Raw genomic sequence first — 14,793 nt, 5'->3', positions numbered from 1 at the left:
TCTTTTGAAGAAAATTTAGCCATAAAAAATGCACCTCCAATTGTTAATTATGTGTCTAACAATTGGGGTGCACTTCATTTATCGGTGGTCTTTTATTGAGAAAAAACATATATGCATAAAAGCATATTTTCTCCTATGTATTATCGTATACAATATTAACTGTAACAAAAATGATTACAACTAATAAGGAGGCTTTTTCTACTATGAAAAAAATGATTTTAGCAGGTGCGTTAACTTTAGCAGGAATTACTGGAGCTACCGCCTTTATTCCAGAAACAAAGGCTGCCGCCGCTCAAGAACAAAGCTTTACAAAATTTTATTCTTTGCAAACTGGAAGTAGTTCCGAACAAGAACCTATTTTCCTTCAAAAGGGACAAGAACTAACAATTCATCCTAACAGCAAAACTCCTAGTTACAGTGTTTATGACTCAAATCATAACCTTATTGGGCGTTATTCTGATGGTTACGGCAGAATTTTCGCTGCAAAAACAGATGGAAATATGTATGTCCAATTTCATGCACCTTACGTGTACTATAGTCCTGTTAGTTTTTCTGTTACTTATACAATTCAATAAAAAAGAGGCCCTTTATAGGGCCTCTCTTATTGCTCTTTCCAATTCACTTTTACAAATCCATCTTTCACCATGAAACCACTTATATTAAATACGTACTTTTCGTTTGCCTTCAATGTAACTGTAAAATTACCTTTTTTTGATTCACAGATTTCTTTTAACTCTTTAATACTTTCCGCTTGTCTTTCATACAATCTAAAGCATAAGTTACCACGTCTTGCATCTGTTTCATAAAAAAATGTTACTTCTGTATCTTTTTCGTACTCAAGCTCAATGTCTTTCCCCGCAGTATCCCATGATGAGAACTTGGCCTCGTAACTTGCCTCTCCTTGCTTATCGCTTTCTAAATATATATCTCCGGCTCTCCACGTATCATCTAACGTTTGGACAAAAGCAAAGCCACTGAGTAATACAAACATTACACTTGCAAATATGGCAACTAACGTTATTTTTTGTTTTTTCATACCCTTCATCATATGTTCTCCTTCTACTCTCTTTTTACTTCTTCGCATCATATATAACAAAACTCCAATAAAGAATGGTAATAGAATCGATACCACACTCCACCACTTACTTATTCCATGCGTTTTTGCATCTGTATATACCCATGATGCTATACATACTAAAAGTGCTATAAAAGCAAAAAACATTGTAACTCCTGCCACCTCAAATATCACAAATGGATTAGCGAACTCTTTCATATATTTGTTTGATAAAAATTATATTTTTTTATTATCTCCATACAAAAAGGCAACCACACCATCGTGTGATTGCCTTTTACTTAAAGCGAAAGTCCGCTTCCGCTTTTCTTCATTGTCCAGCTCCAGCGGCTAGAATACTCGGTGGCTTCGCGCCTTCCTCCGAGGCAAAGTACGCCTCTCTGTCAGGAGCTCCATCCCCCTCCTATTCTAAACGAGCCGCTTCCGCTTTTCTTCATTACATTTTTTCTGGTGCAGATACTCCTACGATTGCTAGTGCGTTTTGAAGTGTAGTGCGTACTGCTTTCATTAATTCGTAACGAGCTTTACTTAACTCTAAGTTATCTTGGTTTAATACTTTCTCTGCATTGTAGAAGCTGTGTAGCGCTGCAGCTAATTCAAATGCATAGTTTGTAATGCGGTGTGGCAGACGTTTTTGCGCTGCATCCGCAACTACAGCTGGGAATTCACCAAGTTTTTTCAGTAATTCTACTTCTTTCTCAGAAGTAACAAGTTTATAGTTCACGTCTCCGCCTGTAGCTAATCCTAACTCTTCACCTTGACGAAGGATACTGCATACACGAGCATGTGCATATTGCGCATAGTATACTGGATTTTCATTAGATTTTGATACAGCTAAGTCCATATCGAAGTCTAAATGAGAATCACCGCTACGCATTGCAAAGAAGTAACGCATTGCGTCCACGCCTACTTCTTCCATAAGCTCACGAAGTGTAACTGCTTTACCCGTACGCTTACTCATCTTCATTTTTTCACCGTTTTGGTATAGTTGTACCATTTGGATGATTTCTACTTCTAATGTGTCTTTATCGTAACCAAGTGCTTGTATCGCAGCTTTCATACGAGGAATGTAACCGTGGTGGTCAGCACCCCAAATGTTGATTAATTTATCGAAACCACGCTCTAATTTGTCGCGATGGTAAGCGATATCTGGCGTTAAGTATGTGTAAGAACCGTCGTTTTTAATTAATACACGGTTTTTGTCGTCACCGTAAGTCATTGAACGGAACCAAGTTGCGCCGCCTTCTTCAAAGATTTCGTCACGCTCTTTTAATACAGCAAGAGCCTGATCAATTTTTCCGTTTTTGTATAATGATGTTTCTGAGAACCATACATCGAATTTAACACGGAAGCTCTCTAAGTCTTTTTGAAGTTTTGCTAACTCATATTTCAAACCGTATGAACGATAGAACTCATAGCTTTCTTCTGCATCAGCTTTCGCATAACGATCGCCAAACTCTTCAGCTAAACGTTTACCGATACCGATAATATCTGCACCGTGGTAACCGTCTTCTGGCATTTCTTTATCTAAACCTAACGCTTGCATGTAACGAGCTTCAACAGAAAGAGCTAAATTATGAATTTGGTTACCCGCGTCATTAATGTAGTACTCACGAGATACATCGTATCCTGCTTTTGCTAATACGTTACATAAAGTGTCGCCTACCGCAGCACCGCGTGCATGTCCTAAGTGAAGGTCACCTGTTGGATTCGCAGATACGAACTCAATTTGTACTTTTTCACCTTTACCAGTGTTCGTTTCACCGTAAGCTTCACCAGCATTAACGATTGTTGGAATTAAGTCTGTTAAGTAACTATTATCCATATAGAAGTTAATAAAACCAGGACCAGCGATTTCAATTTTTTCAATAGAAGCTTTTGCTTTATCAAAGTTTGCAACTAATTCTTCTGCAATCATACGAGGTGCTTTTTTCGCAACACGTGCAAGTTGCATTGCCATATTTGTAGAGAAATCACCATTTGTTTTATCTTTTGGAGATTCTAATACAACGTTTGGAATTTGTTCTTCTTTTGCTAATTCTGCCTTTAATACAGCAGCTTGAATTTCTTCTTTAATCAATCCTTTTACCTGTTCTAAAGAATTCATTATTTTGCCTCCTTCAAGTTAATTGTAATTGTATATCTGCCAGCTTCTTGTTCACTTAGAAGCAATGCGTACGTTAAGAAGAGTTGTCCTTTTTTCTTTTCATCCGACCATTTAAAAAGAACGTTATCAGTTTTCGTTTGCAATGCAAACGTACCAAGTTCACTCGTGTACGTACCAGTTGTCCATTCACCTTTCACATGCGTCTGACGCATAGAAATAGCACCTGAACGCATAATGAGAACTTGTTCATCTTGAATTTTTATAATTGTCTTCACTTCGCCTTGTTCGTTCGGCTCTTGGAATGTTACGTATGTACCTTGACCTTTTACATAGTATTGACCATTTGCTTCAAAAGCAACGGTTTCCTTCCTCGCCCCTTCACGGATTTCTGTTACGAAATGAACGTGTACCGGCAAGCCTGCAAGTTGTTTCTTCACGTCTTGCACACCTTTCAAATGTTATAGATATTAAATACTACTTATAATAAATCACTTTTCCTATCATATCAAAAAAAGATGCTGTCTGTCTGCTGAAAAATCAGGAAAACTCCTTTTCAAAAAATAATTCACCCTCACTTTATTTCATATGATAAAATATTTTTTAAATCTAAATATTCTTTTAATTAAAGGGGTGAATGTCGTGATACCAACAAAATTAAAAAAAGGGGATGAAATAAGAGTTATTTCACCATCTTGTAGTTTAAGTATTGTCTCAAATGAAAACAGAAACCTTGCTATAAAAAGATTAACCGACATGGGCTTTCAAGTTACATTCTCAAAATATGCTGATGAGATAGATCGATTCGCTTCCTCTTCTATTTCTTTACGTGTTCAAGACCTCCATGAAGCATTTAGAGACCCTAATGTAAAAGCAATTTTGACGACACTTGGCGGATATAACTCTAACGGCTTATTGAAACATCTCGATTACGATTTAATTCGCGAAAATCCAAAGTTTTTCTGCGGCTATTCTGACATTACTGCTTTACATAACGCACTTTATACAAAAACAGGTCTTGTTACATATTCAGGTCCTCACTTCTCTTCATTTGGAATGGAGAAAGGTCTCGCGTATACAACCGATTACTTTTTTAAATGCTTAACTTCTAATGATTCTATTGAAATCCTACCATCTGAAACGTGGAGTGATGATTCTTGGTATATAGATCAGGAAAATCGAGAATTTATTAAAAATGAAGGATATATTTCGATTCAAGAAGGAGAAGCTACAGGGGATATTATCGGCGGAAATATGAGCACTTTACATTTACTACAAGGTACACCGTATATGCCAAGCTTACGAGATAAAGTTTTATTTCTTGAAGAAGATAGTTTAACGGGAAAAGCTACACTTAAAACTTTCGATCGATACTTACATTCTCTTATGCAACAAACTGATTTTGAATACGTAAAAGGTATCGTTATAGGAAGAATGCAAAAAGGAGCAGAATGTATGATAGAGGACATTCAAGAAATGATTACTTCAAAGCCTGAACTTGCACATATCCCTATTATTGCGAATGCAAGTTTCGGACATACAACTCCGATCTTCACTTTCCCAATTGGCGGACGTGCAAAAATCATTTCTAATAAAGAAAGTTCAGCTATCACCATTTTAACGCACTAAAAAAGGAGCGAACGTTTCGCTCCTTTTATGGTTTTTCTATTTTTTGCAACGCTTTTTGTGGGATTGATTCTTTCGGGATTTCAGCCCATCCTTTTCCCTGCATACCTTTTGCATAAATTTTTATAAAAGCACCCGTATGCAATTCACGGTTCACCATTCTTTTAATAACTTGTAACTTTCCATCTTCTGTATATCCTTTAAATGTATACAAATATTCATCGTCTTTTTTCTCGCTTTTATCTATAACAGCATAATAATCTTGTATTTCTTTATTTGAAAAGAAGTTGTCTACAAAAGCATGCACACCTTCTGTTTTCGTGTTTAAATAATATGCTGTTCCTCCTAAAATAATGGCGAACACAGCTAAAACTTTAATTACCAATTTCATAAATGCGCCTCCTGTTTGCACTACTTTCTCACTAACCGTATGTCTATACCTGTATTATACGAAAAAAAGCATACTATACTCTATCGAAATGCCTTACACTTTCCTTACATTATTGTAAGGGTTTTTCACCTTACAGCAATTTCCCAATAAAAAATTTTTCCGTTTCACAAACTTTTATATTATTATTGAATGATACAAATTTTTATTACAAAAATCAAAGGAGACAGTTTTCAAATGGCTATCTTGCAAGGTTTAGCACTATTACTTGTTGTACTTTGTCTATTTACACTTTTTAGTTACCGTGCGCCTTACGGAATGAAGGCGATGGGTGCTTTAGCTAATGCAGCAATCGCAAGTTTTCTTATTGAAGCATTTCACCGTTATATAGGTGGAGAAATGTTTCATAATGACTTTTTACAATCAGTAGGAGAAGCTTCTGGTAGTATGAGCGGTGTTGCAGCAGCAATTTTAGTAGCATTAGCAATCGGCGTTTCACCCGTATACGCTGTTTTAATCGGTATCGCTACTAGTGGATTCGGTATTTTACCAGGATTTTTTGCTGGATACGTTTGTGCCTTCGTCGTGAAATTTCTCGAAAAGAAATTACCAGCTGGTGTAGAGTTTTTAGCAATCCTATTTATTGCTGCACCAATCTCACGTGGAATGGCCATGCTTATGGATCCACTCGTTAACGCAACACTTGGTAAAATCGGTTCTATGATTTCAGTTGCAACTACAGAAAGTCCTATCATTATGGGTATTATGCTTGGTGGATTAATAACAGTTATTTCTACCTCTCCATTAAGTTCTATGGCATTAACTGCAATGCTTGGATTAACAGGTTTACCAATGGCAATTGGCAGTCTTGCCGTTGCGGCCTCAGCCCCGATGAACTTTATTTTCTTTAAACGACTAAAAATTTGTTCAAAGAAAGATACAATTGCTGTAGCAATCGAGCCTTTAACACAAGCCGATGTTGTCTCAGCAAATCCAATTCCTATCTATATGACAAACTTCGTTGGCGGCGCGCTTGCCGGTATTATTACATCGCTATTCCAGCTCGTTAATAATGCGCCAGGAACAGCATCACCAATTCCAGGGCTTCTCGTCTTGTTTGGATTTAATGACGTTATAAAAGTAACGATCGCTGCTGTACTATGTGGAATCGTTACCACTATTGTCGGATACATCGGATCTATTGTGTTCCGCAAATATCCGATCCGCTCTGCTGATGAAATTCGCGGCATTGCTTCAGAAGAAAAGGTTGCATAAGAAAAAGAGTTATTCTCACCTTTTGAGAATAACTCTTTTTTTCATGTCTTGCTATGGTAAATGGGATTATATCGACGATTTTTTTAATATATCGACTTACCGACACATAACGGATAAAATAAAAGCCCCTATTCATAGGGGACTCTTACTTTATCCAGCTACAGCGGCTAGAATGGTCGGTCGCTTCGCTTCCGCTTTTATTTCTATCCAGTTACGCCTCCTAACCCCTTGCGTCTAAGAACCTTCCCTACCAAAAGGTAAAAAGCACCTTTTGCAGGAAAGAACCTTAGTCACCGGGTCTAAACAGTCGGCTTCACTTTTACTTTACCCAACCGAGCAGCATTTCCCGCACGAATTTGCTTGCTGCGACTGGTGTTTGATCACTATGGTCGTAGACAGGAGCTACTTCTACTAAGTCTGCTCCAACTACATTTATATTTGAATTTGCAATTGCCATGATGGAATCTAATAGTTCTTTAGATGTGATACCTCCAGCCTCTAACGTTCCTGTTCCAGGAGCATGAGCTGGGTCTAATACATCAATGTCGATTGTGACATAGACTGGACGTCCTGCAAGTTTCGGTAATACTTCTTTTAACGGCTCTAATACGTCAAATTTGTATAAGTTCATACCTACTTCTTTCGCCCATTCAAATTCTTCCTTCATTCCAGAACGAATTCCGAAAGAATATACGTTTTCCGGACCAATTAAATCACACACTTTACGAATTGGTGTAGAGTGGGATAAAGGCTCCCCTTCATACGATTCACGTAAATCAGTATGAGCATCCATGTGGATGATTGCTAAATCCGGATATTTTTTTGCCATTGCCTTAAAAATTGGCCAAGACACTAAGTGCTCACCGCCGAGACCTAGTGGAAACTTACCGGCATCTAAAAGTTTTGATACATACTCTTCAATCATGTCTAAGCTGCGTTGTGCATTTCCGAATGGTAATGGGATATCACCCGCATCAAAATATTTTACCTCTTCTAGTTCACGATCTAAATACGGACTATATTCTTCAAGACCGATTGATACTTCACGAATACGTGCAGGGCCAAAGCGAGATCCTGGACGGAAACTTACTGTCCAATCCATAGGCATCCCATAAATAACCGCCTTTGACTCTTCAAAACTTGGATGACTTTTAATAAATACTTTACCTGAATAAGCTTCATCAAAACGCATATTCTTTTCCTCCTTATGTGGAACTTAAGGTATCCCAACCTTTCATTATTTCTCAAATTTGGAGCGTACTGCTCCTCTTTCTCGATTTACCTGGGCCTTCTTGTTATCACAAGAAGACTACTTCATTTGTAGCAGTGTAAGTAACTAGCATGTTCAAGCCTTCTAGACAAACACCTTAAATGAGTTACTTACACTTTATTTATTTCAATTTAACGCTCTTACTTAATTAAATCGCCAACAAATTTCGGTAATGCGAATGCTGCATTGTGTAATTCTTTTGTGTAGTATTTCGTTTCGATTTCGTGGAAACGCTCTTCACTTACTTCTAGTGGATCATGTTTTTTAGATCCGATTGTGAATGTCCAAAGTCCACTTGGATACGTTGGAATGTTTGCTGTGTATAAACGAGTAATTGGGAAGATCTCTTTTACGTCTTTGAACACAGTTGTAATTAGTTCTGGTGTGAACCAAGGGTTGTCCGTTTGTGCAACGAAAATACCATCTTCTTTTAACGCTTTAGAGATTCCAGCGTAGAAACCTTTCGTAAATAAGTTTACTGCTGGTCCTACCGGCTCAGTAGAATCTACCATAATTACGTCATATTCATTTTCGCTTTCTGCGATGTGTAGGAAACCGTCTCCTACTTTCACCTCTACACGCTCATCATCTAATGCGCCTGCAATTGATGGTAAGTACTGTTTAGAGTACTCAATTACTTTTCCGTCAATTTCAACAAGAGTTGCTTTTTTTACGCTTGGGTGTTTTAACACTTCACGAATAACACCGCCATCACCACCACCGACAACTAATACGTTTTCAGGGTTTGGATGTGTAAATAAAGGTACGTGCGCTACCATTTCATGATAAACGAACTCATCTTTTTCTGTTGTCATAACCATGCCATCTAAAATAAGCATGTTTCCGAACTCTTCCGTTTCAACCATATCAAGTTTTTGGAATTCTGTTTGCTCCGTATGTAATGTGCGGTTAATACGTGCCGTAATCCCAAAATGTTTTGTTTGTTTTTCAGTGAACCATAGTTCCATCGTACAATCACGCCTTTCAATGCAAATTTATAATAGGGACATCATTAATGTCCCCTAACAAAAATAAAACAAAACATCCAAAATGTATAGTTAAAAGTACAAAAATACCGAAAATATATTTTAGTCAGAGGGTTCTAACATATATGTGGAAAGGGTTTGCCTTGTAATAGGAAAGAAAACCCTTTCTTAAGAAAGGGCTTTTGTCTCTATTTCTACCGGTTTACGAATCGGAATTAAGATCATAACGCAACCAACTAATACAACAACTCCACCGACTAAAAATGGACTTTGTGGTGAAACAGTGTGTCCGATAACTCCTGATAAAATGGGAGCAATCGCTCCTCCTAACCAACGAACGAAGTTATAAACACCTGACGTAACAGATCTTTCATAAGGTGAAATATCCATTACATAGCTTGTATATAATGCATTATTTAAACCAGATGCTAATCCTGATAGAACGATTAATACGATTTGTAACCACATAATTTTCACAAAGAATAATGCAATTAAGAAAATCGCAAATACGAGTAAACTACCTTTTAACAATGTTTTCGGTTCATATTTCCCTTCTAGCTTATGTGCTAAAATTGCGGAACCGTAAGCTAACGCTAATCCCCATCCACAAAATACAAAACCTAATTGAATAGCGGATAAATGCATAATAAGTGGTGAATATGCTAGCACGACGAAAAATCCGTAGTAGTACAACATCCCTGAAATCGCACCTTGCATAAACGGTTTATATTTCACTAGGTTAAGTAATTCACCTACGCCCGCTGCTTTACGCTTCACTTTTCGCTCCGGTTCTTTTACAAAAAAGAATACTAAAATAAATGCTAAGAAAATTAAAATACTCGTTGCGAAAAATGGGTAACGCCAAGAATGTCCACCTAATATACCACCTAACAATGGGCCACCTGCCATTCCTAAACCGATAGCTGCTTCATATAATCCTACTGCTTCATGAACCTCCTTACTTAATGCTATTAAAAGTGTCATTGCTGTAGCAAAAAACATCGCATTTCCTAATCCCCATCCAGCACGGAAAAGAGATAATTGAGCAATCGTTTGCGATATACCGCATATAAACGCAAATACAGTTACAATTGCAAGACCGATTGTCATCATCCGCTTATCACCAAATCTTGATGCGAATATACCAGCTGGTAACATCATAATTGCCATCGTTAAAATATATGCGGTAAATAACATTTCAACTTGCCAATGCGTTGCACCAATTTTCTCAGCAATAATCGGCAAGATTGGATCGACTACCCCTATACCAGAAAAGGCAAGGAAAGTAGCCACCACTGTAATCAATCTCCCTAGTTTTTGTTTGCTCTCCATTTCGATCATTCTCCTTTTGTGCTCTCTAAAAATGTCACTGCACGATGTAAACTATCTTCAAGTTCTGCCTTTACACGCTGCATTTGCTCCATTTTTTCATCCAGCGTTTGCACTTGTTTCTCAAGCATATCTTTAATTTCTTGAATCACTTCGCGGTCGCGAGGATTCTCGCTATTTCTTCTTTGTTCCATTCTTTCTTTTAACGATAAGAAATGTTGCATTTCTTGAAGCGTGATTCCTAATACTTCTTTCGCCTCCACGATCCTTTTAATTCTTGCAATATCCTCATCCGTATAAAGCCGAATGTTCCCCTCACTACGCTCCGGGGGATGAATTAAACCAATTTCCTCATAATAACGAAGTGTACGCTTTGTTAAACCAACTTGCTTTGTTACTTCATCAATTTTATACATGTTTATTCCTCCCTTCACTCAATTATTACATTTTACGTTAACGTTAACTTTTGTGCAACTGTTAGACTTTTGTAAATTTTTTTCATATAAATTGTATTTTTCTCATAGCGGTTTCATAATGAAGGAAAAGAGATGATAAGGAGATTTTCACATGAATAAACCACTTATTTTCGCTCACCGCGGGGTAAAAGGAACACATCCAGAAAATACGATGATCGCCTTCCAAGAAGCTGAACGCATTGGCGCTCATGGGATTGAACTTGATGTTCATCTATCAAAAGATGGCGAACTTGTCGTAATCCACGATGAAACAGTGGATCGCACAACAAATGGCGTAGGGATTGTTTCTGAAAAAACAGTAGAGGAACTACAATCATTGGACGCTGGTAGCCATAAAGACCCTTCTTTCCATGAAGCAAAAATCCCAACGTTACGCGAAGTTTTCATCTGGCTTTCCACAACGAACTTACAACTAAATATCGAATTAAAAACAGATGTGATTCACTACCCAAATATTGAAGAGAAAGTTGTTGCACTTGTTCGTGAATATCATCTTTCTAATCAAATTGTATTCTCATCATTTAACCATGACTCTGTTTCATTATTAGCAGAAATAGCTCCTGAAATCCCAAGGGCAATTTTATATGATACGCCACTTGCTGATCCTATTGCTGAAGCAAAAATTAGAGAAGCAACTGGTTTACATCCAAACTTTCAGCTACTAACTAAAGAATTCGTACAGTTAGCACAAAAACAAGGGTACGTTTTCCGCCCTTATACAATTAACGAATACAAAGATTTACAAACGATGATTGATTATGGTGTAGATGTCATCATCACCGATTGGCCAGCACGTGCCTTTGAGCTCCTTTCTTAATTGAAGGGGCTTTTTTGTTTTCAAAATTTCATTGTTTAAAATAAATGAAAATCCTCAATACTAATACAATAATGTTTGTATTAATGAGGGGCTGAAAAAGATGAATCAAACTATGAATCCAAAACTTAAAAAATATAAACGTCTTTTCTTCACCGTAATGTTTTCTTGTGTTCTTTTTTTCGTTTTTTCCTTTTTTGTTATTATTATAGTTGCAAAAATTATGGGACCACCTCCTGTCGCAGTCCCGCAAACAAGCGTCTTTTACGCGAATGATGATACAGTTATTGGACAAAGTAACGAAATACAAAAGCGTTACAATGTCTCTCTAAATGAAATTTCTCCCTATGTAAAAGAAGCGACACTTTCTATTGAAGACCAAAGATTTTATAAGCATCATGGCTTCGATATGAAACGTATTGCAGGTGCAATTGTTGCTGATTTAAAAGCGATGGCAAAAGTACAAGGTGCTAGTACGATTACACAACAATACGCACGTAATCTATATTTAGATCATGATAAAACGTGGAAACGGAAACTATTAGAGGCAATGTATACTGTCCGCCTTGAAGTGAATTATAATAAAAATCATATTTTAGAAGGTTATTTAAATACAATTTATTACGGACATGGTGCTTATGGCATCGAAGCTGCGTCTCGTCTATATTTCGATAAAACAGCAAAAGAATTAACATTAGCAGAAGCCAGTATGCTTGCAGGAATCCCGAAAGGACCTAGTGTCTACTCTCCCTTTTTAAAAGAAGAACGTGCTAAAGGACGTCAATCTCTCATATTAGATGAAATGGTAGAACAAGGTTATATTACGAAGCAGCAAGCAGCTTCTGCAAAAAAGGAACCACTAACTTTTGCCTCGCTTGATACGAAAAAAGTAGCAGAGGTTGCGCCTTATTTCCAAGATGCTGTACAAGCTTCTCTTCTTCGGGATATCGGACTGGATGAGCAAGCCTTACAACGAGGTGGCTTACGTATTTATACAACTTTAGATCCTAAGTTACAATCTGTAGCAGAACAAGCTGTCAAAGATCATATACCTGAAACAGCAAACATACAAACTGCCCTCGTCTCTATGAATCCAAAAACAGGTGAAGTGGCTGCTCTTGTTGGAGGAACTGATTATAATACGAGTCAATTTAACAGGGCTACACAAGCCGTCCGTCAGCCTGGATCTACATTTAAACCCTTTCTATATTACGCAGCTTTGGAACGAGGATTCACCCCTGCTACGCGCTTAAAAAGCGAATACACTGTATTCACTTTAGGTGACGGTGTTTCAAAGTATAAACCGAAAAACTATAAAGATTATTACGCAGATGATTTCGTAACGATGGCACAAGCTCTCGCAGTCTCTGATAACATATACGCTGTGAAAACAAATTTATTTTTAGGTGATGACACGCTCGCAAAAACAGCGAAGCAATTCGGAATTAAGAGTGCATTAAAAGATGTGCCTTCCCTAGCTCTCGGCACGTCTCCTGTAAAACCAATTGAAATGGTGAATGCTTATAGTATGTTCGCAAACGGTGGAAAAGAAGTAAAACCTATCTTTATTCGCCGTATTATGGATCATGAAGGGAACATGTTATACGATGCTCATTTGGAGAGCAAACAAGTTCTCGATAAGAGCAAAGCGTTTGTGATGGAAGAAATGATGACTGGTATGTTTAATAAAAAACTAAGCAGTTATGCCGCTGTAACTGGTCAATCTATGTTATCAAAACTATCAAGAACATATGCCGGAAAGTCTGGTTCTACTGAAACCGATAGTTGGATGATTGGATTCACTCCGCAAATTGTAACTGGTGTATGGGTTGGATACGATCAACCTAAATCTATTTCAAACGTAGCAGAACAAGGATATGCGAAAAAAATATGGACCGATACGATGGAGAAAGGCTTAGATGGACAACCTAAAAAGGATTTTAAACAACCAAGTGATGTCGTAGCCGTTAATATTAACCCAGAAAACGGCAAGATTGCTACAAAGAACTGTCCAATTTCAGTTAAAATGTATTTCGCCAAAGGTACCGAGCCTACTGAATATTGTATGGATCATGTCGATGATAAAGAGGAATTTGAAAAAACAAGTGAAGAAAAGAAAAAAACAAGTTGGTGGAAAAAATATCTTCCTTGGTAAAAAAATAGCTGACGGACATCCGTCAGCTATTTTTTATTCACTTAATAATGCATGACGCAATTCTTCACTAGACTCGTTCCAAATCGCTTCATTATGTTCTTTCAAGAACGTACCAAGTACTTTTTTAGAAGATTCATCCATATGTTCAACCATAATGTGACGCTTCAATGATTTATCCATTTTGTTTACATGCTCTGGAAGTGATTTATATCCGCGGCGAATTTCACGGTCTACTGTCATTTCACAAGCTGTTACCCCTGCGTAATAAGCACCGTTCGGTGTTCTTTCAATTGTTACCCAAACAAGCCAAAATGGTTTTCCGTTTGGAACGTCATCTTTATTTGTTAAAAACTTAATTCCTTTTTCTACTGTACTACGCGCATGCATCGCACCGATATCAACGAATGCAGTTTTCTCTAGTACATCAACAAATACAGGTGAAATGTTTTCTAAGCTTAATGCCCCAACACCAAATCCACCATGTCCATCTGTTGAATCATTTTTCACGATATTAAAACCGATTTTCTTCTTTTTCTCTGTCATATGTAACTTCCTCCTCACTTAAAAATTATAAAAGCCCAAAAATAGGCGCAATAATACTTTGTAAAAATACGAATACATACGGAATGACAACATTGAAAATAGGTTGAATTGTGTAATTGCTAAGCGGTGTAATAACAAGAATTAATAACGCAATTGCTCCATATTTTTCATACTGTGTCATTTTCGCGCGAATATTTGCTGGTGCTAAATCTTCCACAACGCGATATCCATCAAGTGGCGGAATCGGTAATAAGTTAAATACAAGTAAAACGATATTAAGCATAATAAAAATTTGGAAGAATCGACCTAATGTATCTGCTACTGCAAATGGAATTGAGTCTAGTACGCCAAATGTTAATAAGCTATACCAAATAATTAAACCAATCGCACTTAAAATTAAGTTACTAATCGGTCCTGCAATAGAAACTAATATGCCTGCAAGACGTGGTCTTTTAAAGTTATAGGGGTTAACAGGCACCGGTCTTGCCCAACCGAATCCAAGAATTAATACTGCAATCATCCCGATAGGATCTAAATGGGCCATCGGTGATAACGTTAAACGTCCTTGTTTTTTCGCTGTATCGTCCCCAAATTTATATGCAACATATGCATGTGCAAATTCATGAACGGATAGTGCAATAATAATCGCCATTGCTACTAACGGAATTTCGTGCAATGGATATCTAAATAACTGATCCATACTTCATCTCCTCTTCAATATGTCAAAAAAGAAATTATTTGTTTTTTCGATTGTT

General features: G+C 37.2%; 15 protein-coding genes. 5 read left to right on the top strand and 10 right to left on the bottom strand.

Features of this window, described 5'->3' with window-relative positions:
* Positions 1–203: 203 nt before the first annotated feature.
* Positions 204–575, top strand: a complete 372-nt coding sequence (locus JDS92_RS20040) for a hypothetical protein (RefSeq protein WP_000738215.1) — start codon at positions 204–206, stop codon at positions 573–575.
* Between the two features lie 26 nt (positions 576–601).
* Here JDS92_RS20040 and JDS92_RS20035 read toward each other — a convergent pair whose 3' ends face one another.
* The 3 genes from JDS92_RS20035 to JDS92_RS20025 form a co-directional block, all read right to left on the bottom strand.
* Positions 602–1,273, bottom strand: a complete 672-nt coding sequence (locus tag JDS92_RS20035; RefSeq protein ID WP_097958194.1) for an anti-sigma factor — start codon at positions 1,271–1,273, stop codon at positions 602–604.
* Between the two features lie 235 nt (positions 1,274–1,508).
* The gene (argS, locus tag JDS92_RS20030; protein WP_097958193.1) at positions 1,509–3,179 is read right to left on the bottom strand and encodes an arginine--tRNA ligase; all 1,671 of its coding nucleotides are present in this window, start codon (positions 3,177–3,179) and stop codon (positions 1,509–1,511) included.
* Positions 3,179–3,616 (bottom strand): YwiB family protein, encoded by a 438-nt coding sequence (locus tag JDS92_RS20025; protein ID WP_000744343.1) that lies wholly within the window; start codon positions 3,614–3,616, stop codon positions 3,179–3,181. The genes argS and JDS92_RS20025 overlap by 1 nt, the downstream gene beginning before the upstream one ends.
* Positions 3,617–3,764: 148 nt before the next feature.
* Here JDS92_RS20025 and JDS92_RS20020 point away from each other — a divergent pair, with 148 nt between their 5' ends.
* Entirely contained in the window at positions 3,765–4,805 is a 1,041-nt protein-coding gene (locus tag JDS92_RS20020; protein WP_142307030.1) for a S66 family peptidase, read from the top strand.
* Positions 4,806–4,830: 25 nt separating this feature from the next.
* Here JDS92_RS20020 and JDS92_RS20015 read toward each other — a convergent pair whose 3' ends face one another.
* On the bottom strand, positions 4,831–5,193 hold the full coding sequence (locus tag JDS92_RS20015) for a YxeA family protein (protein WP_000779925.1): 363 nt from the start codon (positions 5,191–5,193) through the stop codon (positions 4,831–4,833).
* A gap of 234 nt (positions 5,194–5,427) precedes the next feature.
* On the opposite strand from JDS92_RS20015, the gene JDS92_RS20010 reads away from it, so the two are divergent.
* Positions 5,428–6,465: a PTS sugar transporter subunit IIC gene (locus tag JDS92_RS20010; protein ID WP_000996326.1), complete on the top strand. Its 1,038-nt coding sequence runs from the start codon at positions 5,428–5,430 to the stop codon at positions 6,463–6,465.
* Positions 6,466–6,784: 319 nt separating this feature from the next.
* On the opposite strand, the gene speB is transcribed toward JDS92_RS20010, so the two are convergent.
* From speB to JDS92_RS19990, 4 genes are all read right to left on the bottom strand, one after another.
* On the bottom strand, positions 6,785–7,657 hold the full coding sequence (gene speB / locus JDS92_RS20005) for an agmatinase (RefSeq protein WP_001209829.1): 873 nt from the start codon (positions 7,655–7,657) through the stop codon (positions 6,785–6,787).
* A 218-nt stretch (positions 7,658–7,875) separates the two neighbouring features.
* Complete coding sequence (gene speE / locus JDS92_RS20000; RefSeq protein WP_000424693.1) at positions 7,876–8,703, bottom strand: polyamine aminopropyltransferase; 828 nt, start codon at positions 8,701–8,703, stop codon at positions 7,876–7,878.
* A 186-nt stretch (positions 8,704–8,889) separates the two neighbouring features.
* Positions 8,890–10,053 carry an MFS transporter gene (locus JDS92_RS19995; RefSeq protein WP_097927419.1) on the bottom strand — a complete coding sequence of 388 codons (1,164 nt, stop codon included), beginning with the start codon at positions 10,051–10,053 and terminating at the stop codon, positions 8,890–8,892.
* A gap of 5 nt (positions 10,054–10,058) precedes the next feature.
* Positions 10,059–10,466 carry a MerR family transcriptional regulator gene (locus tag JDS92_RS19990; protein ID WP_000276560.1) on the bottom strand — a complete coding sequence of 136 codons (408 nt, stop codon included), beginning with the start codon at positions 10,464–10,466 and terminating at the stop codon, positions 10,059–10,061.
* 151 nt (positions 10,467–10,617) lie between these two features.
* Between JDS92_RS19990 and JDS92_RS19985 the strand changes: the two genes are divergently transcribed.
* Together JDS92_RS19985 and JDS92_RS19980 are read left to right on the top strand one after the other, a co-directional pair.
* Positions 10,618–11,343, top strand: coding sequence for a glycerophosphodiester phosphodiesterase (locus JDS92_RS19985; RefSeq protein WP_001039761.1), 726 nt, complete (start codon positions 10,618–10,620; stop codon positions 11,341–11,343).
* A 100-nt stretch (positions 11,344–11,443) separates the two neighbouring features.
* Positions 11,444–13,495 carry a transglycosylase domain-containing protein gene (locus JDS92_RS19980; protein WP_001077069.1) on the top strand — a complete coding sequence of 684 codons (2,052 nt, stop codon included), beginning with the start codon at positions 11,444–11,446 and terminating at the stop codon, positions 13,493–13,495.
* Positions 13,496–13,528: 33 nt separating this feature from the next.
* Here the strand turns inward: JDS92_RS19980 and JDS92_RS19975 are convergent, their stop codons facing one another.
* Positions 13,529–14,038, bottom strand: coding sequence for a YwhD family protein (locus tag JDS92_RS19975; protein ID WP_000136676.1), 510 nt, complete (start codon positions 14,036–14,038; stop codon positions 13,529–13,531).
* Positions 14,039–14,063: 25 nt separating this feature from the next.
* Positions 14,064–14,738 (bottom strand): site-2 protease family protein, encoded by a 675-nt coding sequence (locus tag JDS92_RS19970; protein WP_000372440.1) that lies wholly within the window; start codon positions 14,736–14,738, stop codon positions 14,064–14,066.
* Positions 14,739–14,793 lie beyond the last annotated feature (55 nt).

This window comes from Bacillus cereus group sp. N12, from assembly GCF_016483575.1.
Lineage (GTDB): Bacteria > Bacillota > Bacilli > Bacillales > Bacillaceae_G > Bacillus_A > Bacillus_A toyonensis.
The sequence above is the reverse complement of the archived record's forward strand: the minus strand, read 5'-3'. Positions and strand labels throughout refer to the sequence as shown.